Origin of the sequence: Nocardioides alkalitolerans DSM 16699, assembly GCF_000426525.1 — a bacterium.
GTDB classification, from domain to species: domain Bacteria; phylum Actinomycetota; class Actinomycetes; order Propionibacteriales; family Nocardioidaceae; genus Nocardioides; species Nocardioides alkalitolerans.
On the sequence record NZ_KE384533.1, the window covers coordinates 593196 to 619117 of the forward strand.

Below are 25922 nucleotides of genomic sequence, written 5' to 3' on the forward strand. Positions count from 1 at the left end.
CCGAGGGGGCGGCGGTGAAGGTCGCGGAGGCGGGCTCGGTAGGGCGGGGCGAGGCGTCGGGCACGACGAGCCACTCTAGTGCCAGCGCCCCGGAACCCGTCGGAGAGAGTGGGCGACCACACCAGCGGGGTGACGGGTCCACCTGCCGCCCTCCCTTAGAGTCGTCGCCATGCTCGAGCCGGACGCGTCGCCTCCCCGGGCCGCGCGCCGACCGTCACGGCGCTCGGCCGTGCTGCGCTCCGTGCTCGCGATCACCGTGGTGGTGGTCGGCCTGGCCCTCATGCTCGGCTCCCCGCCCGCCCCGTCGGGCTCCGTGGCCGGTACGGCGACCGCCCCGGCGCTCGACCCCGAGCTGCTGGAGCGCGACGTCGCGGCGTCCCGCTCCGGACCCCGCGACGACGAGACGACCCCGACCGGCTCCGCCGACCCGACCGAGGAGCCCGGCGGCGACGGCGGTGGGAGCAGCGACCAGCCCGGCACCTCGGACGACGAGGACGGCGACGCGACGACCGCCGACCCGCTCGCGGTCACCCTCGGCGACGTCACCCCGGCCGTGCTCGTGCCCGACGCCGACGGCGTGCTGACGGTGAGCGGCACGGTCACCAACACGACCGACGAGCTGTGGAGCAACGTCCGGGTCTACCCGCTGACCTCGGCGTCCCCGATCACCGACGTCGACGAGCTCGCCGAGGCCGCCGCCTCCGACGCGGCCGACGTGGTGGGCGGACGCCTCACCACCGAGGGCCTCTTCGACCGCTCGATCACGTCCCTCCCGCCCGGCGAGACCCTGCCGTTCCAGGTGCGGGTGCCCTACGGCTCCCTCGAGATCAGCGGCTCCCCCGGCGTCTACTGGCTCGGGGTGCACGCCCTGGGCGAGACCGCCGACGGCCGTAGCGGCAACGCCAACGGCAAGGCCCGCACCTTCCTGCCCGTCGTCTCCACGGCCGGACCGAGCGTCGCGCGCACCTCGGTGCTCGTGCCCCTGCGCGAGCCCATCGGCTACACCGCTGAGGGCCAGGTGGCCTCCGAGGACTCCTGGCTCGACGTCTTCGGGCCCGGTGGCCGGTTGCGCAACGTGATCGAGGCGGCGCGTCCGACGACCACCTCGGCCGACCCTGCCGCCGTCACCTGGCTGCTCGACCCCGCGGTGCTCGACGTGGCCGCCCGCCTCGCGGTCGGCAACCCGGCGCGCTCCCTCGCCCCCACGACGACCGGCGACGAGGAAGAGGACGACGGCTCCCCGACCGACGTCCCCACCACCGAGGACCCCGTCGCCACCCCCGAGCCCGTCGACACGGAGGTCGCTCGCGTGGCGGCCGCCTGGCTCGAGGACGCGCTCGCCCTCCTGGCTGAGGGAGAGGTGCTGGCGCTCCCGTACGGCGACCTCGACGTCGCCGGAGCGGCCCTCCACGACCCCGGCACCTACGACCGGGCCCGCGCGCTGAGCGACGACGCCCTGGAGCGCTTCGACCTCACCGGCCGGCCCGCCGTGGCCCCGGTCGACGACGCCCTCACCGACGACGAGCTCGACCTGCTGGAGGACGACGCGACCCTGGTCGTGGCGGACACCGCCCTGCCGGACGACCTGCCCGACGGGGCCCGCGTCGCGACCCACGGCGAGCGCACCGTCGTCGTGGTCGACGCGGCCGCGGCCGACGGCGGCCCCAGCCCCGGCAACTCCCTCTCCTCGGTCCAGGTGCGGCAGCGCCTGGCGGCCGAGACCGCCCTGGCGTCGCTCGACGACGACGGGGCGGGCGACGGACCGACCATCGTCGCGCTGCCGCCCCGCTGGGAGCCGGGCCGCGGCGGCCCCGTGACCCAGGGGCTCGACGACGGCTGGCTGCGGGCGGCCCCCCTCGACGAGCTGATCTCGGGCGACCTCGACGAGGTCGACGCCGACGCGCTGGTCGTCGACGGGGCCGCACCGGCCCCCGCGACCCTGCCGGTCGACCTCTTCGAGCGCGCCGACCAGCTGACCGCGCTCGGCAGCCGGCTCCAGGCGATGCTGTCCGAGAACGACACCGTCTCGGTGCAGGTGCAGCGGGAGGCCTCCGTCCTGCTCGGCTACCCCCACCGCGGCGACCTCGCCCGCACGCGCTCCCGCGCCACGACCGGCCTCATGGGCGTCGACGCCGTGCTCGGGGCCGTCACCGTCGAGGCACCACCCACCGTCACGCTGTCGAGCGACTCGGGGCGGTTCGCCGTCCGCGTCACCAACGGCCTCGACCAACCGGTCGTCGTCGAGCTGCGGGGCGCCCAGGACAGCCCGGTCACCCTCGACGACCCCGGACCGGTCGAGCTCGGGGCCGGCGCCTCCGCCTCCGTGCTGCTCAATGCCCGCGTCGGCGTGATCGGCGTCTTCGACGTGGAGGTGCTCGTCACCGACGCCGAGGGCGTGCCGCTGGGCTCGCGGGACGTCGTGCCCCTCCGGTCGGCCGCGGTCAGCGACATCATCTGGGTCGTCATCGGCGGCGCCGTCGTGCTGCTCGTCGTGACGATCGGCTACCGGGTGCTGCGCCGCGTGCGCGGCTCCGACGACGCACCGGCCGGGGGCACCGCGTGACCACCGGACGCCACCAGGGACCGCCCCCCTCCGAGCACGACGGGCAGGTCGACGGGCAGGCCGACCAGCAGCCCGACCAGCAGCCCGACCAGCAGGCCGGCGAGCCGCTCCCCCCGACGTACGACCCGTTCGAGCACTTCGACGTCGCCGTCGTCGAGCCGCCCGAGCCCGAGGTGCCCAAGCACCGGGCCCCCACGGTCGCGGCCGCCTACGAGCCACCCGAGCCGACCACCCCCGTGCACCGCGCCGAGCCGCTGGTGCCACCCGTGCCCGACGCCGCGCCGGAGGCCCTCGTCGACCCGACCGCGACCGTGGAGCGCCCGGCGATCCGGCTGCCGCAGCAGCCCCTCGGCCCGGCCGGTGACCGCGACGGCGGCACGACGGCCACGCCGGTGCGGGTCGCGGGCACGCACGCGGGCCCCGTCCACGCCGCCGACGAGGTGTCGGCCACCGGCGCCTCCGAGGTCACCGAGCCCGTCGCGGCCACGGACCGCAAGGCCCCCGCCGGCACCGACGCGTCGGTGCTCAGCTCGAGCGCCGTCATGGCGGCGGGCACGATCGTCTCCCGCCTCAGCGGCTACGTGCGGGGCATCCTGCTCGCGGCGGCGCTGGGCACCAAGCTGCACGCCGACATCTTCGCGATCGCCAACACGATCCCGAACATGGTCTACATCCTGCTCGCCGGCGGCGTCTTCAACGCCGTGCTGGTGCCGCAGCTGGTGCGGGCCCTCAAGCAGGACCCCGACGGCGGCGCGGCGTACGTCAACCGCATCGTCACGCTCGCCGCCCTCTTCCTCGGCACGGTGACCGTCCTGCTGGTGGTGGCGGCGCCCTGGGTGATGTCGATCTACCTCGAGGGCCGGTTCAACGAGCCCGAGCTGGCCGCCCAGCGCGACTCGGCGGTGGCCTTCGCGCGGTTCTGCCTGCCGCAGGTCTTCTTCTACGGCATGTTCGTGCTCGTCGGGCAGATCCTGAACTCCCGCGGCCGGTTCGGCCCGATGATGTGGGCCCCGATCGCCAACAACGTCATCTCGGTGATCGTGCTCGTCATCTACCTCGTCGTGTTCGGCCCGGTGGCGCCCGACGCCGTGAACTCCGCGTTCTCGACGAACCAGGAGCTGGTGCTCGGCATCGGCTCGACGCTCGGCATCGTCGCCCAGTTCGTCATCCTCGTGCCCTACCTGCGCTCGGCGGGCGTGAGCATCCGGCCGCGGTTCGACTTCATCGGCACCGGCCTCGGCCACACGCTGAAGCTGGGCGCCTGGACCATCGGGTTCGTCATCGTCAACCAGGCCGCCTACACGGTCGTGGTGCGCCTCGCGTCGGGCGGCAACGCGGGCTCCGACGACGGCACGGGCTACTTCGTCTACTCCAACGCGCTGCTGATCATGATGGTGCCGCACGCGATCGTGACGGTCTCGCTGACGACGGCGATCCTGCCGCGCCTCTCGGCGGCCGCCGCCGAGCGTGACCTCACCGGCATGGGCGCCACGCTCGCCTCGACGCTCCGCACCACGCTGGCGTTCGTCGTGCCCGTCGCCGCGGTCGTGCCGGTGGTCGCCCCCGACCTCGCGAACCTCATCTGGGGGTACGGCGCCGCGTCCGCGTCGTACGACGACTTCGTGCCGTCGCTGACCCTCTTCGCGCCGGTGATCGTGCTGTTCACCGTCCACTACATGATGCTGCGCGGCTTCTACGCCCTCGAGCAGACGCGGCGGGTGTTCTGGATCCAGTGCATCATCGCGGCGGTCAACGTGACCCTGGCGCTGCTGTTCGTCTCGCAGGCCTCCGCGGCCGGCACCGCCCCGGCGCTCGTGCTCGCGTACGGCGGGGCCTACCTCGTCGGGGCGTCGGTCTCGTACGGCGTGCTCGCCCGCACCCTGGGCGGGCTGCAGACGCGGACGACGGCGCTCTTCGCCGTCCGCATCCTGCTGGCCGTCCTGCTGGGCGCGGGCGCCGCGTGGCTGACCCGCTGGGCGCTCCACCCCCTCCTGCCGGACGATCCGCACCCGCTGGCGGCCGGCCTGCTGCTCGCCGCCGTCGGCCTCGTGCACGTGCTGGTCGTGCTCGCGGCCGCCTGGCTGCTGCGCATCGAGGAGGTCCGCAGCGTCGTGGCGACCGTGCTGCGGCGACGGCGGCGCCCCGCGACCGGGTGAGGGGCCTACGATGGCCACGGCGCGACGGAGCTCCCGAGAAGGCTCCGTCGTGACGGCGAGACGCACGAGGGGGTGACGATGCCGTCGACGATCCGGCCCGGCGACGTGCTCGCCGACCGCTACCTGCTCATCGACCTGCTCAGCGAGGCGGGTGACGGTCGTTTCTGGCGGGCCCACGACCGCGTGCTCGCCCGGCACGTCGCGGTGCACGTGATCCCCGCCCGCACCGAGCGCGCCGACGAGCTGCTCGAGGCCGCCCGCCGCTGCGCCCGCCTCACCGACCGCCGCTTCCTGCGCGTGCTCGACGCCGAGGTCACCGGCGACGCCTGCTACGTGGTCAATGAGTGGGGCACGGGCATGTCGCTCGACCTCATGCTCCAGCACGCCCCCCTCGCCCCACGGCGGGCCGCCTGGATGGTCGGCGAGGTCGCCGGCGCGATCGCCGCGGCCCACGCCGCCGACATCACCCACGGCCGGCTCGTGCCCGAGAACGTGATCGTCGACCTCTCCGGCTCGGTGCGGGTCAACGGCTGCGCGGTCGACGCCGCCCTCAAGGGGCTGCCGCCCGCCACCGCCCGGGACGACGTCATCGAGCTCGTCGGCCTGCTCTACGCCACGCTCACCGGTCGCTGGCCGGGCCGCTCCCCCTCCGTCATGCCGACGGCCCCGCTCGACGGCGGCGCCGTGCTGCGCCCGCGCCAGGTGCGCGCCGGCATCCCCCGCGTGCTCGACGAGCTCTGCGACGACGTGCTCAACACCGACACGCCGCCGCGGGCGCCGTACGACCTGACCACCGCGCGGGGCATCGCCGACTACCTGCGCGAGTACGTCGGGGACCCCGCCGGCATGGCCGCCCTCGAGGCGGAGCGGGGCACGTCGGCGTCCGGCACCATCCCCGCCGTGCCGGCGGCGCTGCTGACCCCCCTGCCGGTGGTGCGCCCGCACGACACCCAGTCGGACCGCGAGCGGCCGGTCGAGCGGACCGCCGTCCGGGCCCCGATCACCGCCCCGCTCGCCGCGCCGACCGCGACCCCCGCCCCGACCCCCACCCCGACCGCCGAGACCCCCGTGGCGCCCGCGACGCCGGCGTCGCCGCCCACGGCCCCGGTCGAGAAGGTCGACGCCCCGTCCTCGGGCGCCGAGGCACCCGCGAGCGGCAGCACCTCCTCAGGCGACGACGCCCCGGCGCCCGCCCCCCGCACCACCACGCGCACCGACAACGTCGACGTGCCGACCCAGGCCGGCGTGCCGATCTTCGACGACGAGACCGACGACGTGTCGTGGCTCGCGAAGCGCAGCGAGACCCCGCCGCCGCCGCCCGACTTCGAGGACCCGCCGGAGCGCCCGCTGTTCGCGCCCGAGACGCCGGAGGAGATCGCCGCCCGCCGGCGCGCGCAGGAGACGGTCGGGCCGGCGCCGTCGGAGGAGTTCTGGCCCTGGGCCACCGGCCACCGCACCGGCGCCGTGCTGCCCCACCCCGTGCAGGAGCCGGGCGCCCGCCGCCGCGACAAGCCCGGCCGCACGTGGCTGCAGCTCGCGGGCTTCCTGGGCTCGCTGGTGGCGCTGCTGCTGATCGTGGCGGTCGTCTACCAGCTCATGGGCCGTCCCGGTACGTCGGGCGGCGACGACGACGGCGGGTCGACGCCGTCACCGAGCGCGAGCTCGACCGAGAGCGCCCCGCCGGCGCCGGCGATCGTGCCGGTCGTGGGGGCGACCTCGATCGACCCCGAGGGCTCCGACGGCGAGGAGAACAGCGACCGTGCCGGCAACGCCGTCGACGGCGACACCGAGACGACGTGGAACACCTCGACGTACTTCCAGCAGTTCGGCCCGGGCGGCCTGAAGAGCGGTGTCGGCCTGCAGCTCGACCTCGGGGAGAGCCTGGCCCTGACCGGGCTCGAGCTCGACCTCGTGGGCAGCCCGACGACGGTGCAGGTCTACGTGAGCGACGAGCCGGTGGGCTCGGTCGACGGGCTCGAGCCGGTCGGCGGCGCCGAGGGCGCCTCCGAGCAGGCCCAGATCGCCCTGACAGGCGCGACGGGTCGCTACGTGACGATCTGGATCACGTCGCTCCCGCCTGTCGCCGACGGCTTCCGTAGCGAGGTCTCCGAGGTGCGGGTCCTCGGGTGACCGGCCCGGCGCCCGACCGGGCGAGCGAGGAGCCGAGCGGCCACGAGGCCGACGACGCCACGTTGCTGCGCGCCCACGTCGCGGGTGACCCGGTCGCGTTCGGGGTGCTGGCCGCCCGGCACCGCGACCGTCTCTGGGCGGTGGCGCTGCGCACCATGGGCAACCCGGACGACGCGGCCGACGGCCTCCAGGACGGCCTGGTCGCCGCCTTCCGGCGGGCGGGCTCCTTCCGCGGCGACGCCGCCGTCACCACCTGGCTGCACCGGGTGGTGGTCAACGCCTGCCTCGACCGGCTCCGGGCGATGAAGGTGCGCGCCGCCGACCCCCTGCCCGACGACCTCGACGAGCACGCCGGACGGGGCGCCGTCACCGCGTCGCGCGGCGTGGTCGACCCCGCCGACGAGGCCGTCACCGGCGAGCAGCGGCGTCGGGTGCTCGACGCCCTGGCCACGCTCGCCCCGGAGCAGCGCGCCGCCGTGGTGCTGGTCGACATGGAGGGCTACTCGGTCGCCGAGGCGGCGGAGGTGCTCGACTGCGCGGTCGGCACCGTGAAGTCCCGCTGCTCGCGCGCCCGCGCCAAGCTCGCCGGGGTGCTGGCCGACCTCCTCGACGTGTCCGAGCCCGCGCAGGACGCCCCCTCGTCGTGGAACCCGGAGCCGCCGTCGCCCGTCTCATCCCCCGAGTCGCCGCGTGGACCGCCGCTCGGCCCGGCGTGACCCTGCCCCGGATCCACCCGACAGCGCACGAGGAGGTGACATGAGCGACCCCCACGACCCCCACGACCCGACGTACGACGGCGATGCCGCCGACGACGCACCCCTCTCCCCGGAGCAGGAGGCGGCGCTCCGCCGCCTGCTGCGGGGGGCCCGGCACACCGGGCCGACCCCGGAGGCGGTCGCCACACGCCTCGACGACGTGATCGCCGGCCTCGCCCGCGAGCGCGCCGCCGGCACGTCGGCCGTCACCGACCTCCCGCCACGCGCCGTACCGCCCCTGCCCGGCACGACCACCGGCCACCACCCCGGCCCGACGCCCGCACCGCTCGACCTCGACGCCGCCCGCCGGCGCCGCGGGCGGCTCACCACCGTGTTCCTCGCCGCCGCCGCGGTCGTCGTGGCCGTCGGCGTGGGCGGTGTCGTGCTGCCCCAGGTGACCGGGGGCGAGAGCGACAGCAACGACTCCGCCGACACGAGTGCCGAGTCGGCGCCCTCGTCGAGCTCGCAGGAGGACGGCGCCGGTGCCGCCGAGGCCCCGCCGCAGGCCGCGCCCACGCCGGACGACGTCACGCCGCAGCAGAGCGTGGCGTCCCTGGCCCGGATCGCCCCCGCCCCCGGCACCGTCGTGGGGGCGCCGGACGACCGCGACCTCTCGGCCGACGTCACCGTCGAGGACGCGACCTCCGTGCTCGCGTCGGCCGCCGCCGGCGCCGGTCGCGCGCTCGATCCCTCCACCTGCGGGGGCGTGAGCGCCGACGAGGGCGGTGTGCTCACGTCGTACGACGGGAGCCCCGCGCTGCTCGTGGTCGAGATCGTCGGGGGGGACGACCCGACGAGCGCCCTGCTCACGCTGCGCGACTGCGGCTCCGGCGACGAGGTCTGGTCGGCTGTGGTCGGCGCCCGCTGAGGCACTCCGCGGCCGGTCGCGAGGTGGTCGGCAGGTGCTCCACCCGCCCCGGGGAATCCCTCTCCCCTACGATCGGTTGTAGCCCGTGCAGGCCGCACCACCCCCCGTACCGACCCCAGGAGCATCCACCTCATGACCGACCAGTCCGCCACCTCCTCCGAGCCGCGCAACGTCATCGTCATCGGCTCGGGTCCGTCGGGCTACACGGCTGCCGTGTACGCCGCCCGTGCCGCGCTCGAGCCGCTCGTCTTCGAGGGCTCGGTGACCGCCGGCGGCGCGCTCATGAACACCACCGAGGTCGAGAACTTCCCCGGCTTCCGCGACGGCATCATGGGCCCGGCCCTGATGGACGAGATGCGGGCCCAGGCCGAGCGCTTCGGTGCCGAGCTGATCTCCGACGACGTCGTCGAGGTCGACCTCACCGGCGACGTGAAGATCGTGAAGACGGCCACCGACACCTACACGGCGAAGGCCGTCGTGCTCGCGATGGGCTCGGGCTACCGCAAGCTCGGCCTCGAGGGCGAGGACCTCTTCTCCGGCAAGGGCGTCTCCTGGTGCGCGACCTGCGACGGGTTCTTCTTCCGCCAGCAGGAGATCGCGGTCGTCGGCGGCGGTGACTCCGCGGTCGAGGAGGCGACGTTCCTGACGCGCTTCGCGTCGAAGGTCTACCTCATCCACCGTCGTGACGAGCTGCGCGCGTCGAAGATCATGGTCGAGCGCGCCGAGGCCGACCCCAAGCTGGAGTTCGTCTGGAACTCCGAGGTCGCCGAGATCAACGGCTCCGACAAGCTGGAGAACGTCACGCTGCGCGACACCGTCACCGGTGAGACCCGGCCGCTCGCGGTCACCGGTCTCTTCGTCGCCATCGGCCACGACCCGCGCTCCGAGCTGCTCGGCGGCCAGGTCGACCTCGACGACGAGGGTTACGTGCTCGTGCAGCACCCCTCGACCGCCACGAACCTGCCCGGCGTCTTCGCCGCCGGCGACCTCGTCGACCACCAGTACCGCCAGGCGATCACCGCTGCCGGCACCGGGTGCGCGGCGTCGCTGGACGCCGAGCGCTACCTGGCCGACCTCGAGCACTCCTCGGCGTCGCCCCAGCAGGCGCAGGACGCGGTGGCGAGCGAGTTCGTCACCGAGGCCGTCCAGACCGCCGGTCTCTGATCCGGCGGATCCGTCGCGGGCCCTGCGGCCCTGAGGATCCGTCTGACAGAACCGGAACCGGGAAGAACGCGCGCCCCTGCGACGTTCTACCTCTATCCGACCATCCCGTACGAGAGGAATCACCGTGGCTGACATCGCTGCCGTCACCGACGCCGAGTTCGAGGCGCAGGTCCTGAAGTCCGACAAGCCCGTCCTCGTGGACTTCTGGGCCGAGTGGTGCGGCCCCTGCCGTCAGGTGTCGCCGATCCTCGACGAGATCGCGAACGCCCACGGCGACAAGATCACCTTCGTGAAGATGAACGTCGACGAGAACCCGGTGACGCCGTCCAACTACCGCGTCACCGGCATCCCGACGCTCAACGTCTACAAGGGCGGCGAGGTCGTCAAGACCATCGTCGGCGCCAAGCCGAAGGCGGCGCTGCTCAAGGAGCTCGACGAGTTCATCGCCTGATCCACCGCGGCTCACGCCGCACCGCACGACGTCGACGACGGTCGGCCCCACGTCCCGGGGGCCGGCCGTCGTCGTCGTTCCGGGGGTCGCGGCGGCGGGCGGCCACCACGCTAGGCTCGGGCGTCCGCTGAGCCGAAGCACCCAGGAGAGTCCCCCGTGCGTGACCTGACCTATCCCGCCGTCATCGTCTCCGCGAAGCTGGCGTTCCGGCTCCTGGGCCAGAAGTTCCAGATGAGCGGCACCGAGCACGTGCCGCGCACCGGTGGCGTGATGCTGGCGGTCAACCACGTCGGCTACGTCGACTACGTGTACGGCGGGCTGGCCGCCGACCCGTCGAAGCGGCTGGTGCGCTTCATGGCGAAGAAGGAGATCTTCGACAACGCCGTCGGCGGGCCCGTGATGCGCAGCTTCCACCACATCGAGGTCGACCGTGGCGACGGTGCGGCGTCGGCGGCCAAGGCCATCGAGTACCTCCGGGCGGGCGAGGCCGTCGGCATCTTCCCGGAGGCGACGATCTCCCGGTCGTTCGAGATCAAGGAGATCAAGACCGGGGCCGTGCGTATCGCAGCGGCCGCCGGCGTGCCGGTGCTGCCGGTCGTGCTCTTCGGCACCCAGCGGATCTGGACGAAGGACCACCCCCGCGACTTCTCGCGCGGCACCACGATCGGCCTGCACGTCGGCGCGCCGCTCCACCCGACGGGTGACGACCCCGTCGGCGACACCGAGAAGCTGCACACCGCGATGAAGGGTCTGCTCGACCACGCGATCGAGGTCTACCCGGCGGAGGAGAAGCCGGCCGGCGCCTGGTGGGTGCCCGCCCGCTTCGGCGGCGGAGCGCCCACGCTCGAGGAGGCGGAGCGCCTCGACGCGGAGGAGAAGCGCGAGCGGGCGGCCAAGCGAGCCGCCAAGCGTGCGGCCAAGAGGAAGTGATCCAGTAGCGAAGCGACCAATGGTTTTGTCGACAAAGCCATTCGTCGCTTCGTTGCTTTAATGACTAGTCGGCGGGGCTGGACGGGTCGATGACCGCCATGATGCGCTGCAGGTCGTCCAAAGAGGCGAACTCCACCGTGATCCGGCCCTTGCTGCGGCCCAGATCGACCTTCACACGTGTCTCCAGACGCTCTGAGAGGCGCTCTGCCACCTCGGAGAGGCCCGGATCGGTCGTCTTCGGGGCCCGCCGGCGCGTCTCAGGGGCGCTGTCAGCATCGCCGAGCGCCACGATCTCCTCCAGAGCACGCACGCTGATGCCTTCGGCGACCACGCGCTGCGCCAGACGGTCCTGAGCCTCGCCACCCGGGACGCCCAGGAGCGACCGAGCGTGACCCGCGGAGAGCACGCCAGCTGCGACGCGCCGCTGCACGGCTGGCGTCAGCTTGAGCAGGCGCAAGGTGTTGCTGATCTGGGGTCGTGACCGACCGATGCGCTGGGCGAGCTCCTCGTGGGTGCACGAGAAGTCCTCGAGGAGCTGCGCGTACGCCGCCGCCTCCTCGAGCGCGTTCAGCTGGCTGCGGTGGAGGTTCTCCAGGAGCGCGTCCCGGAGCATGTCCGTGTCCTCGGTCTCCCGCACGATCGCCGGGATGACGCCGAGACCGGCCTGCTGGGTCGCGCGCCACCGGCGCTCGCCCATGATGAGCTCGTACGACGCGTCGCCGGTCCGCCGTACGACGACGGGCTGCAGCAGCCCGATCTCGCCGATGGAGAAGACCAGCTCGGCCATGGCGTCCTCGTCGAAGACCTGCCGGGGCTGACGGGCGTTGGGGGAGATCTGCTCCACCGGCAGCTCGGCGAAGTAGGCGCCGTCGACCGGTGCGAGCTCCGGACCGCCCGCCTTCGTCTGCGCGGAGGGGGTGCGGTCGACGGTCTCCGCGTCGCCGGCCTCGGAGCCGCCGTTCGACGTGGAACCAGCAGGTTCGGGCGCCGTCGGAATCAGCGAACCGAGACCGCGGCCCAGTCCGCGACGCTGGGGCTGCTTGGTCATGCCTTCACGCTCCGCTGTCCGATCTCGCGAGCGGCGCCGAGGTAGGCGAGCGCGCCCGGGGAGCCGGGGTCGTAGGTCATCACGGTCTGGGCGTACGACGGGGCCTCGCTGACGCGTACGGACCGGGGGATCATCGTCTTCAGCACCTGCGGACCGAAGTGCTCGCGCACCTCCTCGGCCACGCCGGCGGCCAGACGCGTGCGCCCGTCGTACATGGTGACGAGGATGGTGGAGATGTTCAGGTTCGGATTGAGGTGCTGGCGCACCATCTCGACCGTCTCGATGAGCTGCCCGAGGCCCTCGAGGGCGTAGTACTCCGCCTGGATCGGGATCAGCACCTCCTTAGCGGCCACGAGGGCGTTGAGCGTGAGCAACCCCAGGGAGGGCGGGCAGTCCACGATCACGTAGTCGTAGCGGCCGTCGCCGGCCGAGGCGTCACCGATGAGGGGACTGGCGTTGAGCGCCTTCGTCAGCCGGTTCTCGCGGGCCACCACGCTGACGAGCTCGATCTCGGCGCCGGCGAGGTCGATCGTGGCCGGGACGACGTGCAGTCCCTCGATCTCCGGGCTGGGCTGGGCGACGTCGGCCAGGGGAGCACCCTCGACCAGCAGGTCGTACGTCGACGGCGTCCCGCGGTGGTGGGCGATGTCGAGGGCCGTGGAGGCGTTGCCCTGGGGGTCGAGGTCGATCACCAGCACGTGCTGCCCGAGCTGCGCCAAGGCGGCCGCGAGGTTGACGGTCGACGTGGTCTTGCCGACGCCGCCCTTCTGGTTGGCGACCACCATGACGCGCGTGGCGTCCGGGCGGGGGATGGCCATGCGGCGAGCACCGTCGCGGGCGAGGAGCGACGTCTCGACCGCCCGGGCCAGTGGCGTGGTCAGATCGTCGCTGGGGGCCGCGGTCTCGGCGAGATCCGCGGCGGTGCGCACGCGGTACGGCGCCGGGGCGCCGTTCTCGTTGCCTGTTTCACGTGAAACCACGTCATCAACCCTTTGCCTCATGGTGTGGATAGACACCATCAATCTGTGGAGAACTGGTCCAGACGGCCTACAACCGCGCGGAAAAGCCCTGTGTACAACTCTCAGCCCCGTCGGGCCGCGTCGACGCTCACCGCGGTGGGCCGAGCACTCAACCTAACGATCTCACTTCGTACGCACCACTCGGACCAACGTGGTCGGGGGAGAGACCACGTCACCGCCCACCTCGAGCACCTCGGCGGGGCGGGAGGACCAGCGTCGCAGTGCCTGAGCCGACCCTGCCACCTCTTCGGCGGCACTCGAGCCCTTCATGGCCAGCAGCACACCGTCCCGACGGACGAGGGGCATCGACCAGCCCGCCAGCTTCGTCAGGGCGGCCACCGCCCGGGACGTGACGACGTCGAAGGTGCGGGCGCCGTGCACCTCCTCGGCGCGGGCTCGGACGACCTCGACGTTGTCGAGTGCCAGCTCGTCGACGACCTCCTGGAGGAAGGTCACCCGTCGCTGCAGCGGCTCGATCAGGGTCACCTGCAGGTCCGGGCGCCGGATGGCCAGGACGACGCCGGGGAGACCCGCCCCCGTACCGACGTCGGCGACGGTCGCGTCGTGGGGGAGGACGTCCGTCACGACCGCACAGTTCAGGAGGTGGCGCTCCCAGAGGCGGGGCACCTCGCGGGGACCGATGAGGCCCCGCACCACGCCCGCGTCCGCCAGGAGGTCGGCGTACGCGGTCATGAGGGGCCACCGCTCGACGTCAAACACCCCCCGGGCCTCAGCGGGCACGGGGGGCGTTTCACGTGAAACGTCGTCCATCAGGAGATCGTCACTCCGGCAGGATCACGACGAAGCGGCGGGGCTCGACGCCCTCGGACTCCGACACCAGTCCGGCGGCGGCCACGGCGTCGTGCACCACCTTGCGCTCGAACGGCGACATGGCGTCCAGGGACACCTTCTCCTTCGACGACCTCACGTCGGCGATGGCGTCGGCCGCGATCTTCTCGAGGGCCGCACGCTTCTCGGCGCGGTGCCCGGAGATGTCCAGCATGAGGCGCGAGCGCTCCCCGGTCTCCCGGTAGACCGCCAGCCGGGTGAGCTCCTGGAGCGCGTCCAGCACCTCGCCCTTGGCGCCCACCAGCTGCGAGAGGTCGGCACCCACGATGGAGACCGACGCACGGTCACCCTCCACGTCGATGTCCAGGTCGCCGTCGAGGTCCGCGATGTCGAGCAGCTCCTCGAGGTAGTCCGCGGCGATGTCGCCCTCCTGCTCCAGGCGCGACACGCGCGCGCTGGGCTCGGCGGCGTCCGTCGACGTCTCCTCGACGGCCTCCACGGCCTCGGTCTCCTGCGTCTGCTCCGGCTCCACGCCGGTGTCCGTCGTACCCGTCACTGGGCCCACCCCTTCATCAACGACGTCCTGGTGAGGACGTTCAACGCTTCTTCTTGGTCGGTGCACTCTTCGACGCCGGCTTCTTCGGGCCGCCGGCCTTCGGCTGGGTGCGCTGGGCCTTGGTCTGGCGCTGCGGCTGCTGGCGCACCCGCGGCTGCTCCTCGACCACCGGCTCGGCCTCGACCTTCTTGTCCAGCGCCACGGCGCCGCCACCCTTGCGGGCCGCCTTCTCCTTGTCGCGCTCCAGCTTCGCTGCGGCCGCCGGCGTACCGGGGGCCGGGTTGCGACGGATCACGTAGAACTGCTGGCACATCGTCCACAGGTTCGACGTCGTCCAGTAGACGAGGACGCCGATCGGGAAGGCCACACCACCGACGGCGAAGACCACCGGGAGCACGTAGAGGAGCATCTTCTGCTGCTGCGCGTAGGGACCGGTGAGGGCCTCCGGCGGCATGTTCTTGCTCATCAGCTGGCGCTGGGTGAGGAACGTCGTGGCGGTCATGGAGGCCACGAGGATGGCCGCCAGGACACTGACGGAGACGTTGCCGCCGTTGCTGATGAAGGTGTCGGCGATGGGGATGCCGAAGAGCTCGGAGCCACCGAAGTTCTCCGCCAGCTCACGGTCGAGGAACCCGTGGGGCGTGCCCTTCTTGGCCGCCTGGTCGATCAGTCGGAACAGCGCGAAGAAGATCGGCATCTGCAGCAGGATCGGCAGGCACGAGGCGAACGGGTTGGTGCCCGCCTCCTTGTAGAGCTTCATCGTCTCTGCGGCGAGCTTCTCGCGGTCGTGCTTGTACTTCTTCTGCAGCTCACGCACCTGGGGCTGCAGCAGCGCCATGTTGCGGCTCGACTTGATCTGCTTCACGAAGAGCGGGATCAGGGCCGCACGGATGACGATCGTGAGACCCACGATCGAGAGGAGCCACGTCGCCCCGGAGTCGTCGGGGAGGAACGTCGACAGCACCGTGTGGAACCCCAGCATCACGGCCGAGATCACGTAGTACAGCGGCGTCATGATCGCGCCGCCGATGGTTCCGAAGAATTCGAACACTTGCTGGGCTCCTCGAACTCAGGGTCGTTGCACCGTGGGCGTACGGCGCTCGGGCACGGGGTCGTAGCCGCCCGCGGCCCACGGGTGACAGCGTGACAGACGCCGCACAGAGAGCCACGATCCACGGATGCTCCCATGGACCGTCACTGCTTCGAGCGCGTACGCCGAGCACGACGGGTAGTAGCGGCAGACCTGGCCGTACAGCGGGCTGATGAAGGTCCGGTAGAGCCGCAGGAACCCGATGAGCAGGTACTTCACGACGACACCGCGTCCGCAGGACGCGTCGCGCGGCCGGACGTGCGCCGTACGTCGTCGGTCAGCTCGACCGACGTCGCGTCGGCAGCGGCCGGGAGCGCCCGGACCACGAGGAGACCCGTGGCCGGGAGCGCCGACGCCTCCGTCAGCTCGCGCACGACGTGCCGCAACCGGCGCTTGACCCGGTTGCGGACGACCGACCCGCCCACTGCCTTGCTCACGACGAAGCCGACGCGGAGGGGATCCTCCGCGCCGGCCCAGTGACACACGACGGTGCGCGAACCTGCGCGCCGGCCCTTGCGGACCGCGACCGCGAAGTCTCCGCCGTCACGCATCCGCAGCTCGCGGGGCAGCACGGCAGGACGTCGGTGTGGTCGGCTCAGACAGCCAGGTCCTTGCGGCCCTTGCGGCGCCGCTGCGACAGGATCGCGCGGCCCGCACGGGTCCGCATGCGCAGGCGGAAGCCGTGCACCTTGTGACGACGACGGTTGTTCGGCTGGAACGTACGCTTGCTCACGAGTCTTCTCCGGATCCGGTATATCGGGGACTGTCCACGTCATGCGGGAGTACGGCGTCGCCTTTCGGCTGGCACCGCCCGCCCACGGCGGTCACCTGACGAGCAGGCTTCCGTGGACATGCGGCACCGGTCGACACTCCCGGCGACCTTGGAACGGTACGCGTTGAGCAGGGAGAGGGTCAAACCCTCGCGACCCTGTGGACAACGTTGTCTCGACCGTACGGACGGGGAGCATCGAGAGCAAGGTCGTGACTGCTCGGCGCGGGCCCCCGCCGTACGCGGACGAGGGCCTCGGCGGTGGGGCTCCCGGGGTCGTCACGCGCACCCTGAGCAGCCACGACGTGCTGCGTGCGACCCTGGGGCGACGACCCCACGACGGTCCCGCCCGTCGCACCCCCGACTTCTGCACAAGCTGTGGAGAAGGTTGTGGAATCACCGGGGACATGAGGCAGGATCAGGGGCGCCGGCAGTAGCGGCACGACGACCGAAGGAGCCCCGATGGACCAGGGATCGACCGATCTCGCCACGGCGTGGAGGACGGTGCTCGCCGACCTCCAGGCCCACCAGCGTGCGTGGCTCCACGCCAGCGAGCCGATGACGCTGCACGAGTCGACCGCCATCATCGCGGTGCCGAACGAGTTCACGCGCGGGCAGCTCGAGGGTCGCCTGCGCCCCCAGATCGAGGACGCGCTGAGCGAGTCCTTCGGCCACGAGATCCGCATCGCCGTCACGGTCAACCCCGCGCTCGAGACCGAGGCGACCACCGGACCGACCGAGACCGTCTCCGATGACCGACAAAGCGATATGTCGACAGATCGCTACTTCGACGACGAGCCCCCGCCGGTCGAGCCCGCGCCCCAGCAGCGCCCGGCCTCGGCCCTCGAGACGCGGCTCAACCCCAAGTACACGTTCGAGACCTTCGTCATCGGCTCGTCGAACCGGTTCCCCCACGCCGCCGCGGTCGCGGTGGCCGAGGCGCCCGGCAAGGCCTACAACCCGCTGATGGTCTACGGGGAATCCGGCCTCGGGAAGACCCACCTGCTCCACGCCATCGGTCACTACGTGCGCAGCCTCTACGCCGGCGCGAAGGTCCGCTACGTGTCGAGCGAGGAGTTCACGAACGAGTTCATCAACGCCATCCGCGACGACCGGCAGGACCGGTTCAAGCGCCGCTACCGCGACGTCGACGTGCTGCTCATCGACGACATCCAGTTCCTGGAGGGGAAGACCCAGACGCAGGAGGAGTTCTTCCACACCTTCAACACGCTCCACAACGCGAACAAGCAGATCGTGCTCACCTCCGACCGCCCGCCGAAGCGCCTCGAGGCGCTGGAGGACAGGCTGCGCAACCGGTTCGAGTGGGGCCTCATCACCGACGTGCAGCCGCCCGACCTCGAGACCCGCATCGCGATCCTGCGCAAGAAGGCCGCGATGGACCGCCTCACCGCGCCCCCGGACGTGCTCGAGTTCATCGCCTCGAAGATCCAGACGAACATCCGCGAGCTCGAGGGCGCCCTCATCCGCGTCACGGCCTTCGCGAACCTGAACCGTCAGGAGGTCGACCTGACGCTCGCCGAGATCGTGCTCAAGGACCTCATCCCCGAGGGCGGCGAGCCCGAGATCACGGCGGCGGCGATCATCGCGCAGACCGCGGCGTACTTCGGCGTGGCCATCGACGACCTCACCGGACCCAGCCGCGGCCGCCACCTCGTGCAGGGCCGCCAGATCGCGATGTACCTCTGCCGCGAGCTCACCGAGCTGTCACTGCCCAAGATCGGCGCCCAGTTCGGCAACCGCGACCACACGACGGTCATGTACGCCAACAACAAGATCAACCAGCTGCTGGCCGAGCGCCGCTCCGTCTTCAACCAGGTGAGCGAGCTGACCAACCGCATCAAGATGCAGGCGCGCCAGAGCTCCTGAGGGCCTGCGTGAGGGTGGCCCGCGCCGTACGGCGTGGAGGCGCCCACGTGGGGCTCGCGCCGTACGGCGTGACGCTCGCCGGCCGGACCTTTCCCGGGGGGCGGACGTCATCCCGATCGTGGCGCCGGACCCACCCGTCGTATGACGTCCTGCTCGGGCCGCGTCGCCCCGGGACCGGACGTCATCCGGATCGTGCCTCCGGAGCCACCGTTCGGATGACCTCCGCGCTCCGTCCCGTGTCGTCCCGCGACCCCCGAATCACACGCTCGCGGGCACCGTGAATGACAACGGTGTGAGATGTGGAGCCGCGTGTGCACCCACCCGGCCAGTCGTCCCCAGGGCCTGTGCACAGCTGGGGACGAGATCGGTACGGCGCCCTCCGCTCCCCAGGGGCCCACAGGTTCACAGGGGGTCGAGTGCCCTGTGAGTGCACAGGCCTTCGCGGCGCTGACCTGGGCCGATCGGAGTTCTCCCCAGATTCCACAGCTCCTATGACTCCTACGTGCCCATCTACGGATCAACTTCCTCACCAACGACTCCCGGGCCCCGACCTGGGGAGAACTCGGTCGAGCGAATGACAAACAGCCGCTCGGGAGCGTGCCGACGGGCGTCTCCTAGGAGCTGCCAACGACCCTCGGAGCGGGTCGCGGTGTCAGCGCCCCGTCCGCCCTGTCGCTGACACCGCAACCCGCAGCGCAGCTCGCTACCCCCACGACGACCCGCGACGCCCCCGAACGACACCGATCCGCACCGCCCGGTGTCCGCCGCTGGACGGACGTGGCAGGATTCGACTCCCGATCCGCGTGCAGTCGCGTGTGTGATTCGAAAGTGCGCCACGACGGACCCCGACCAGGAGGACCAGCAGTGAAGTTCCGCGTCGAACGCGACGTCCTGGCCGATGCCGTGGCCTGGGCCGCGCGCAGCCTGCCCGTGCGTCCCAGCGTCCCCGTGCTCGCCGGTCTGCTCATCCAGGCGGGGGACGAGGGCCTGGTGCTCTCCACGTTCGACTACGAGACCTCCGCCCGCGCCACGCTCGCGGCCGAGGTCACCGACGACGGCACCGTGCTGGTCAGCGGCCGGCTGCTCGCCGACATCACCCGCAGCCTCCCGAACAAGCCGGTCGAGATGACGCTCGAGGGCTCCCGCGTCTCGCTGGTCTGCGGCTCGGCGCGGTTCACGCTCCAGACGCTGCCGGTCGAGGACTACCCGACGCTCCCCCAGATGCCGACCGCCACGGGCACCGCCCGCAGCGACGCCTTCGCGCACGCCGTCGCCCAGGCCGTCACGGCCGCCGGTCGCGACGACATGCTCCCGGTGCTCACCGGTGTGCGCATCGAGATCGACGGCTCGACCATCTCGCTGCTGGCCACCGACCGCTTCCGCCTCTCGCAGGGCGAGCTCGAGTGGAGCCCGAACACCCCCGACGAGTCCCTCGCCGCGCTGATCCCGGCGAAGGTCCTCGCCGACACGGCCAAGTCCCTCACCGCCGGCAGCGACGTGACCATCGCGCTCGCCGCCAGCGGCCAGGGCGACGGCATCATCGGCTTCGAGGGTGCGGCGAACGGCGGCACGCGTCGTACGACGACCCGCCTGCTCGACGGCGAGTTCCCCAAGGTCCGCAGCCTGTTCCCCAACGAGCACCTCACGATCGCCAAGATCGAGAAGGCCGCGCTCATCGAGTCGGTCAAGCGCGTCTCGCTCGTCGCGGAGCGCAACACGGCCGTGCAGCTCGCCTTCAGCGACGGCGTGCTCACGCTCGATGCCGGCTCGGGCGACGAGGCCCAGGCCTCGGAGTCGATCGAGGCCGACATCGACGGCGGCGACATCGTCACCGGCTTCAACCCCCAGTTCCTGCTCGACGGGCTCGGCGCGATCGACCAGTCGACCGTGCAGCTCGCGTTCACCCAGGCCTCGAAGCCCGTGGTGATGAGCGGCGTGGTGCCCGAGGGTGACGACGACCCCGGGTTCCGCTACCTGCTCATGCCGCGCCGCCTGCTGTCCTGACGTCCTGCGTCCGACGTCACGCCCCCGGGCGTCGCGTCGGACGGAGCCCCCGCACGTACCGTCGTACCCGTTCCCCGCAGTCACGCGATCCCAGGAGATCCTCATGGACATCGGCCTCATCGGACTCGGCAAGATGGGCGGCAACATGCGTGAGCGGTTGCGCCGCGGCGGCCACACGGTCGTCGGCTTCGACCGCAACCCCGACCTCGCCGACGTCGACAGCCTCGAGGCGCTCGTCGAGGCGCTCCCCTCCCCCAAGGTCGTCTGGGTGATGGTGCCCTCCGGCCAGCCGACGCACGACACGATCACCACGCTGGGCGAGCTGCTCAGCGAGGGCGACCTCGTCGTCGACGGCGGCAACTCGCGCTGGACCGACGACAAGGCCCACGCCGCCCAGCTCGCCGAGAAGGGCATCGGCTTCGTCGACTGCGGCGTCTCCGGCGGGGTCTGGGGCCTGGAGAACGGCTACGCGCTGATGTACGGCGGGTCGGAGGAGGACATCGCGAAGGTGCAGCCGGCGTTCGACGCACTGCGCCCCGAGGGCGAGTTCGGCTCCGTGCACGCCGGCAAGGTCGGCGCCGGCCACTTCTCGAAGATGGTGCACAACGGCATCGAGTACGCCGTGATGCAGTCCTACGCGGAGGGCTGGGAGCTGCTCGAGGCCGCCGACGAGGTCGAGAACGTCACCGAGGTCTTCCGCTCGTGGCGCGAGGGCACGGTCATCCGCTCCTGGCTGCTCGACCTCCTGGTCGCGGCGCTGGACGACGACCCGGCCCTGGGCTCGATCCGCGGGTACGCCGACGACTCGGGCGAGGGTCGCTGGACCGTCGAGGCCGGCATCGAGCACGCCGTCGCGACGCCCGCGATCACGGCCGCGCTCTACGCCCGCTTCGTCTCCCGCCAGGACGACTCCCCCGCGATGAAGGCCGTCGCGGCCATGCGCAACCAGTTCGGCGGCCACGCCGTCCACACCGCCGCCCCGGCCGGAGGCGACGCCCCGGAGTCGGGCGAGCAGGAGGGCACGGCCCACCCCGCCCGCACCGAGTCGGGCGACTGACCGTACGTCGCTGCGCGCACCCGGGGCCGGCGCCGACCGTTGCCCCGGGTGACGCGCCGTGCTTCGGACGACCGAAGGGAGGCTGAGTCGTGCACGTCGCTCACCTCTCCCTGCACGACTTCCGGTCGTACCCGACCCTCGAGCTGCCCCTCGAGCCGGGCGTCACGGCCTTCGTCGGTCGCAACGGCCAGGGCAAGACCAACCTCGTCGAGGCGATCGACTACCTCTCCCGTCTCGCCTCCCACCGCGTCGCGAGCGACGCCCCCCTCGTGCGGCACGGCGCCGACCAGGCCGTGGTGCGCGCGGCGGTGGTGCGCGACGGGCGTACGGCGACGCTCGAGGTCGAGATCAACCCGGGCAAGGCGAACCGTGCGCGGGTCAACCGCGCCCAGCTGCCGCGGGCCCGCGAGATCGTGGGCCTGGTGCGCACGGTCGTCTTCGCGCCCGACGACCTCGCGCTCGTCAAGGGCGACCCGACCGACCGCCGAGCGTTCCTCGACGACCTCCTCGTGCTGCGCACGCCGCGCCTCGCCGGCGTCCGCAGCGACTACGACCGCATCCTGCGCCAGCGCAACACGCTGCTGAAGACGGCCGGGGCCGCGCGCCGCGGTTCCAGCTCGCAGGAGGGTGCGCTCTCGACGCTCGAGGTGTGGAACAGCCACCTCGTGACCGTCGGTGCCGAGCTGCTCGCCGCGCGCCTGCAGCTGGCCCACGACCTGCGCCCGTACGTCGCGAAGGCCTACGCCGCCGTGGCCCGCGGCGCCGGCCGCGACGACGCCGACCTGGTCTACCGCTCCTCCTTCGACACCCCCGAACCCGCCGACGGTCGCCCGACGCCGACGGCCGCCGAGCTCACCGAGCCGTTCCTCGCGCGGCTCGAGGAGCGCCTCAAGGACGAGCTGGTGCGCGGCCACTCCCTCGTCGGCCCCCACCGCGACGAGCTGCTGCTGTCGCTGGCGTCGGCCGAGACCCGGCTGCCGGTGAAGGGGTACGCCTCGCACGGGGAGTCCTGGTCGTACGCGCTGGCGCTGCGGCTGGCGTCGTACGACCTGCTGCGCGACGACGGCGACGACCCGATCCTCGTGCTCGACGACGTCTTCGCCGAGCTCGACAGCGGCCGGCGCGACCAGCTCGCCGAGCTCGTCGCCGGCGCGGAGCAGGTGCTGGTGACAGCGGCCGTCGCCGAGGACGTGCCGAAGGCGCTGGCCGGGGCGCGGTTCCGGGTCGCCGACGGCGAGGTCCGCGACGATGCCTGACGACGACTCCCCTGACTCCCCCGGCGACTCCCCCGGCGACTCCCCGGACTCCCCCGCCGACGACGGGTCCGCCGACGAGATCACCCCGGAGCCCGAGCCGCACGACGCCTCCGGCCTCGACCTCGCCCGGGCGGCGGCCAAGGCGGCGGCCGCTGCGGGCGGCAACCCGGCGACGGGCGGGCGTCGTACGGCGGGCGGCCGCGGCGGGTTCGGCGCGGGTGGCGGCAGCGAGGCCGGTGGGTGGCGGCGCCGCGGGCGTCGTACGGGACCCACGTTCTCCGGACCCGGACCCGACGGCCGCGACCCCCAGAGCCTCGACCGCGAGCTCGGCCGCGTCGTCGCGCAGCGCGGGTGGGAGGTCGACCTGCGCGTGCACGGCGTCTTCGGGCGCTGGGCCGAGCTGGTCGGCGACGACATCGGCGGCCACTGCACCCCGGAGTCCTTCGCCGACGGCAAGCTCACGGTGCGCACCGACTCCACCGCGTGGGCGACGCAGCTGAGGCTGCTGGCCCCGAGCGTCGTACGACGCCTCAACGAGGAGCTGGGCCACGGCACCGTCACGGTGATCGAGGTGCTCGGCCCGCAGGGCCCGACGTGGAAGAAGGGCGCGCGGTCGGTGCGCGACGGGCGCGGGCCGCGGGACACGTACGGCTGAGCTCGGATGCGGCCGATCGCCCCGGGGGGTGCGGACTCCCGCCGGTGGAGGGTGAGGGGCTCAGTCCGCGCCCGGCTGGGTGGGTGGGGGTCGTACGGCGACGCCCCACTGTTCGCGGTACCTCGTACCCGTAGGACGGGTATCTCCTACCGCGATCCGCCCCGCCGCGACCGCCACCGACCGCGCGGACGGAGCGCCGGTGGAGATCGCGACACCGATCCGACCCTGAGGCCGCAGGAGACGATCTGCGGGGTCGGCTGACAAGGGGGACCCCATCCGGACCCCCGGGAGGCGCTCCGGGACCCCCTCCGAGACCGCCTGAGGGCATTTCAGATGCCGACACCCCTCCACAGATCGGCGGGTGGGCGTGGACGGGGCCGTGCACGCCGCTAGACTGGACGACGGTGGTCGCTCGCGGAGCCCCTGCCGGCCGACGCCGGCGGTGCAGCGCTCCGATGTCGAGGGTGACCACCGTGTGCGTCCGGCGACCCGTGCGGTCGTCCTGGGTCGAGAGAAGAGGAACCGCGTGAGCGACGAGCAGGTCGAGCCCACCCCCGCAGAGCCCACCCCGGAGGACTCCGGAGCCGAGCCCGACGCCACCCCGGCGGCCGAGGCGCAGCCCGATCCCGAGGCGAAGGTCTCGGCCTCGCTGGTCGACGACGGTGAGTACGACGCGTCCGCGATCCAGGTGCTCGAGGGCCTCGAGGCGGTGCGCAAGCGCCCGGGCATGTACATCGGCTCGACCGGTGTCCGCGGTCTGCACCACCTGATCTGGGAGATCGTCGACAACGCGGTCGACGAGTCGCTCGCCGGCCACTGCGACCGCATCGTGCTGACGCTGCAGGACGACGGCGCGATCCGGGTCGAGGACAACGGCCGCGGCATCCCCACCGACACCGCACCCGGCCAGGAGCTGCCCGCCGTCACGATGGCGCTCACGCTCCTGCACGCCGGCGGCAAGTTCGGCGGCGGCGGCTACAAGGTCTCCGGCGGTCTGCACGGCGTGGGTGTCTCCGTCGTCAACGCGCTGTCGACCCACCTCATCGTCGAGGTGAAGAACCGCGGCCACCTGTGGCGCCAGTCCTTCACGCACGGCGTGCCCGACGGCGGTCTCGAGCAGGTCCGCGAGATGGAGCCGGGCGAGCGCACCGGCACGACGGTGACCTACTGGGCCAGCCCCGACACCTTCGAGACCACGACGTACTCGCTCGAGACGATCACCTCCCGCATCCGCGAGATGGCCTTCCTCAACAAGGGCCTCGAGATCGTCGTGCGCGACGACCGCGCCGCGGCCTCCGACCTGGTCGACGCGGTGGAGGACATCACGATCGACGAGGAGGTCGACGGGGGTCCGACCGGCATCAAGCGCGGCGAGGGCGGCGGCCTGGAGCAGGTCTTCAAGTTCGACCGCGGCCTGGTCGACTACGTCGAGCACCTCAACCGCTCGAAGCAGGCGGCGAACCCGACGATCATCTCGTTCGAGGCGGAGACTCCTGACAGCCAGGAGAACCACATGAGCCTCGAGGTCGCGATGCAGTGGAACACCTCCTACACGGAGTCGGTGCACACCTTCGCGAACACGATCAACACGCACGAGGGCGGCACCCACGAGGAGGGCTTCCGCTCGGCGCTCACCTCCCTGGTCAACAACTGGGGCGAGGAGTGGGGGCTGATGAAGAAGAAGGAGGACCGCGTCACGGGTGACGACATCCGTGAGGGTCTGACCGCGATCATCTCCATCAAGCTCGGCGAGCCCCAGTTCGAGGGCCAGACGAAGACGAAGCTCGGCAACACCGAGGCGAAGGGCTTCACGCAGCGCCTCGTGAACGACCAGCTCGGCGACTGGTTCCAGCGCAACCCTGCCGAGGGCAAGGACATCGTCCGCAAGTCGCAGGCCGCGGCCAACGCCCGCGTCGCCGCCCGCAAGGCGCGCGAGCTGGCCCGCAACCGCAAGGGCCTCCTGGGCTCCGCGGGCCTGCCGGGCAAGCTGTCGGACTGCCAGTCGAACAACCCCGCCGAGTGCGAGGTGTTCATCGTCGAGGGTGACTCCGCCGGTGGCTCGGCCCGTCAGGGCCGCGACCCGCGCATCCAGGCGATCCTGCCGATCCGCGGAAAGATCCTCAACGTCGAGAAGGCCCGCATCGACAAGGTGCTGGGCAACTCCGAGGTGCAGTCGATCATCTCCGCGCTCGGCACGGGCATCCAGGAGGAGTTCGACGAGAGCAAGCTGCGCTACCACAAGGTCGTGCTGATGGCCGACGCCGACGTCGACGGCCACCACATCAACACGCTGCTGCTGACGCTGCTCTTCCGCTTCATGCGCCCCCTGATCGAGCAGGGCTACGTCTACATGGCGCAGCCCCCGCTCTACCGCCTGCGCTGGAACAAGCCGGCGGCGCACGAGTTCGTCTACTCCGACGCCGAGCGCGACGCGCTGCTGCGCGACGGCCAGGCGGAGGGCAAGAAGCTGCCCAAGGAGAACCCGGTGCAGCGCTACAAGGGTCTCGGCGAGATGAACGCCAAGGAGCTGTGGGAGACCACGATGGACCCCGACCAGCGCCTCATGCTCCAGGTGACCCTGGACGACGCCGCCCACGCGGACGAGATCTTCTCGATCCTCATGGGCGAGGACGTCGAGCAGCGCCGCTCGTTCATCCAGCGCAACGCCAAGGACGTTCGATTCCTCGATATCTAGGTCGCTAGCAAAAACCCTAGACATCGATAGAACCACGGAGAGAGAGCAATCGTGACTGAGACGCCCACCGACGGCGCCGC

The 25922-nt window shown here is 72.2% G+C and carries 22 protein-coding genes; 14 read left to right on the forward strand and 8 right to left on the reverse strand.

All coding sequences use genetic code 11. The features are described 5' to 3' along the window. The first annotated feature begins 169 nt into the window (after positions 1 to 169). The 8 genes from K329_RS0119650 to K329_RS0119685 all read left to right on the forward strand — a co-directional run bounded on the left by K329_RS0119650 (position 170) and on the right by K329_RS0119685 (position 11017). Positions 170 to 2563, forward strand: a complete 2394-nt coding sequence (locus K329_RS0119650; protein ID WP_028474384.1) for a DUF6049 family protein — start codon at positions 170 to 172, stop codon at positions 2561 to 2563. Further along, on the forward strand, positions 2560 to 4719 hold the full coding sequence (gene murJ, locus K329_RS0119655; protein WP_245596616.1) for a murein biosynthesis integral membrane protein MurJ: 2160 nt from the start codon (positions 2560 to 2562) through the stop codon (positions 4717 to 4719). The genes K329_RS0119650 and murJ overlap by 4 nt, the downstream gene beginning before the upstream one ends. A gap of 78 nt (positions 4720 to 4797) precedes the next feature. Continuing rightward, positions 4798 to 6849 (forward strand): protein kinase family protein, encoded by a 2052-nt coding sequence (locus K329_RS29915; RefSeq protein ID WP_157571842.1) that lies wholly within the window; start codon positions 4798 to 4800, stop codon positions 6847 to 6849. Further along, positions 6846 to 7565, forward strand: a complete 720-nt coding sequence (gene sigM / locus K329_RS28190; RefSeq protein WP_052337139.1) for an RNA polymerase sigma factor SigM — start codon at positions 6846 to 6848, stop codon at positions 7563 to 7565. Before K329_RS29915 ends, sigM begins: the two co-directional genes overlap by 4 nt. 40 nt (positions 7566 to 7605) lie before the next feature. Further along, complete coding sequence (locus K329_RS0119670; protein ID WP_028474386.1) at positions 7606 to 8472, forward strand: hypothetical protein; 867 nt, start codon at positions 7606 to 7608, stop codon at positions 8470 to 8472. Positions 8473 to 8604: 132 nt separating this feature from the next. Continuing rightward, positions 8605 to 9636, forward strand: coding sequence for a thioredoxin-disulfide reductase (trxB, locus tag K329_RS28195; RefSeq protein WP_043644271.1), 1032 nt, complete (start codon positions 8605 to 8607; stop codon positions 9634 to 9636). 124 nt (positions 9637 to 9760) lie between these two features. Beyond that, positions 9761 to 10087: a thioredoxin gene (gene trxA, locus K329_RS0119680; protein ID WP_028474387.1), complete on the forward strand. Its 327-nt coding sequence runs from the start codon at positions 9761 to 9763 to the stop codon at positions 10085 to 10087. 156 nt (positions 10088 to 10243) lie between these two features. Then, a complete protein-coding gene (locus K329_RS0119685; RefSeq protein WP_028474388.1) occupies positions 10244 to 11017 on the forward strand; it encodes a lysophospholipid acyltransferase family protein in 774 nt (257 codons plus the stop codon). A gap of 64 nt (positions 11018 to 11081) precedes the next feature. Here the strand turns inward: K329_RS0119685 and K329_RS0119690 are convergent, their stop codons facing one another. The 8 genes from K329_RS0119690 to rpmH all read right to left on the reverse strand — a co-directional run bounded on the left by K329_RS0119690 (position 11082) and on the right by rpmH (position 16252). Continuing rightward, positions 11082 to 12065, reverse strand: coding sequence for a ParB/RepB/Spo0J family partition protein (locus K329_RS0119690; RefSeq protein ID WP_028474389.1), 984 nt, complete (start codon positions 12063 to 12065; stop codon positions 11082 to 11084). Then, positions 12062 to 12883 (reverse strand): ParA family protein, encoded by an 822-nt coding sequence (locus tag K329_RS28200; RefSeq protein WP_281169834.1) that lies wholly within the window; start codon positions 12881 to 12883, stop codon positions 12062 to 12064. The genes K329_RS0119690 and K329_RS28200 overlap by 4 nt, the downstream gene beginning before the upstream one ends. Positions 12884 to 13207: 324 nt before the next feature. Further along, positions 13208 to 13777 (reverse strand): 16S rRNA (guanine(527)-N(7))-methyltransferase RsmG, encoded by a 570-nt coding sequence (rsmG, locus tag K329_RS28205; protein ID WP_342665413.1) that lies wholly within the window; start codon positions 13775 to 13777, stop codon positions 13208 to 13210. An 88-nt stretch (positions 13778 to 13865) separates the two neighbouring features. Then, positions 13866 to 14429, reverse strand: coding sequence for a Jag family protein (locus tag K329_RS0119705; protein ID WP_425411488.1), 564 nt, complete (start codon positions 14427 to 14429; stop codon positions 13866 to 13868). 40 nt (positions 14430 to 14469) lie between these two features. Next, the gene (gene yidC / locus K329_RS28210; RefSeq protein WP_043644276.1) at positions 14470 to 15480 is read right to left on the reverse strand and encodes a membrane protein insertase YidC; all 1011 of its coding nucleotides are present in this window, start codon (positions 15478 to 15480) and stop codon (positions 14470 to 14472) included. Positions 15481 to 15498: 18 nt separating this feature from the next. Continuing rightward, complete coding sequence (gene yidD, locus K329_RS0119715) at positions 15499 to 15738, reverse strand: membrane protein insertion efficiency factor YidD (RefSeq protein WP_028474391.1); 240 nt, start codon at positions 15736 to 15738, stop codon at positions 15499 to 15501. After that, positions 15735 to 16091 carry a ribonuclease P protein component gene (gene rnpA / locus K329_RS0119720; RefSeq protein WP_028474392.1) on the reverse strand — a complete coding sequence of 119 codons (357 nt, stop codon included), beginning with the start codon at positions 16089 to 16091 and terminating at the stop codon, positions 15735 to 15737. The genes yidD and rnpA overlap by 4 nt, the downstream gene beginning before the upstream one ends. A 23-nt stretch (positions 16092 to 16114) precedes the next feature. Continuing rightward, entirely contained in the window at positions 16115 to 16252 is a 138-nt protein-coding gene (rpmH, locus tag K329_RS0119725; RefSeq protein WP_028474393.1) for a 50S ribosomal protein L34, read from the reverse strand. Between the two features lie 498 nt (positions 16253 to 16750). Between rpmH and dnaA the strand changes: the two genes are divergently transcribed. The 6 genes from dnaA to gyrB all read left to right on the forward strand — a co-directional run bounded on the left by dnaA (position 16751) and on the right by gyrB (position 25842). Continuing rightward, entirely contained in the window at positions 16751 to 18175 is a 1425-nt protein-coding gene (gene dnaA / locus K329_RS0119730; protein WP_043644280.1) for a chromosomal replication initiator protein DnaA, read from the forward strand. Positions 18176 to 19039: 864 nt separating this feature from the next. Continuing rightward, positions 19040 to 20179, forward strand: coding sequence for a DNA polymerase III subunit beta (gene dnaN, locus K329_RS0119735; RefSeq protein WP_028474395.1), 1140 nt, complete (start codon positions 19040 to 19042; stop codon positions 20177 to 20179). Between the two features lie 103 nt (positions 20180 to 20282). Continuing rightward, the gene (gene gnd / locus K329_RS28215; RefSeq protein WP_052337142.1) at positions 20283 to 21236 is read left to right on the forward strand and encodes a phosphogluconate dehydrogenase (NAD(+)-dependent, decarboxylating); all 954 of its coding nucleotides are present in this window, start codon (positions 20283 to 20285) and stop codon (positions 21234 to 21236) included. A gap of 89 nt (positions 21237 to 21325) precedes the next feature. Beyond that, positions 21326 to 22492 (forward strand): DNA replication/repair protein RecF, encoded by a 1167-nt coding sequence (gene recF / locus K329_RS0119745; RefSeq protein ID WP_028474396.1) that lies wholly within the window; start codon positions 21326 to 21328, stop codon positions 22490 to 22492. After that, positions 22485 to 23147: a DciA family protein gene (locus K329_RS0119750; protein ID WP_028474397.1), complete on the forward strand. Its 663-nt coding sequence runs from the start codon at positions 22485 to 22487 to the stop codon at positions 23145 to 23147. Before recF ends, K329_RS0119750 begins: the two co-directional genes overlap by 8 nt. Positions 23148 to 23673: 526 nt before the next feature. Next, the gene (gyrB, locus tag K329_RS0119755) at positions 23674 to 25842 is read left to right on the forward strand and encodes a DNA topoisomerase (ATP-hydrolyzing) subunit B (RefSeq protein WP_028474398.1); all 2169 of its coding nucleotides are present in this window, start codon (positions 23674 to 23676) and stop codon (positions 25840 to 25842) included. Positions 25843 to 25922: the final 80 nt, after the last annotated feature.

What these genes read in the sequence shown, in the direction of transcription:
- K329_RS0119650 (WP_028474384.1), top strand. Translation starts at nt 170, where the DNA reads ATGCTCGAGCCGGACGCGTCGCCTCCCCGGGCCGCGCGCCGACCGTCA.
- K329_RS29915 (WP_157571842.1), top strand. Translation starts at nt 4,798, where the DNA reads ATGCCGTCGACGATCCGGCCCGGCGACGTGCTCGCCGACCGCTACCTG.
- K329_RS0119670 (WP_028474386.1), top strand. Translation starts at nt 7,606, where the DNA reads ATGAGCGACCCCCACGACCCCCACGACCCGACGTACGACGGCGATGCC.
- trxB (WP_043644271.1), top strand. Translation starts at nt 8,605, where the DNA reads ATGACCGACCAGTCCGCCACCTCCTCCGAGCCGCGCAACGTCATCGTC.
- K329_RS0119690 (WP_028474389.1), bottom strand. Translation starts at nt 12,065, where the DNA reads ATGACCAAGCAGCCCCAGCGTCGCGGACTGGGCCGCGGTCTCGGTTCG.
- K329_RS28200 (WP_281169834.1), bottom strand. Translation starts at nt 12,883, where the DNA reads ATGGCCATCCCCCGCCCGGACGCCACGCGCGTCATGGTGGTCGCCAAC.
- rsmG (WP_342665413.1), bottom strand. Translation starts at nt 13,777, where the DNA reads ATGACCGCGTACGCCGACCTCCTGGCGGACGCGGGCGTGGTGCGGGGC.
- dnaA (WP_043644280.1), top strand. Translation starts at nt 16,751, where the DNA reads ATGGACCAGGGATCGACCGATCTCGCCACGGCGTGGAGGACGGTGCTC.
- gnd (WP_052337142.1), top strand. Translation starts at nt 20,283, where the DNA reads ATGGACATCGGCCTCATCGGACTCGGCAAGATGGGCGGCAACATGCGT.
- K329_RS0119750 (WP_028474397.1), top strand. Translation starts at nt 22,485, where the DNA reads ATGCCTGACGACGACTCCCCTGACTCCCCCGGCGACTCCCCCGGCGAC.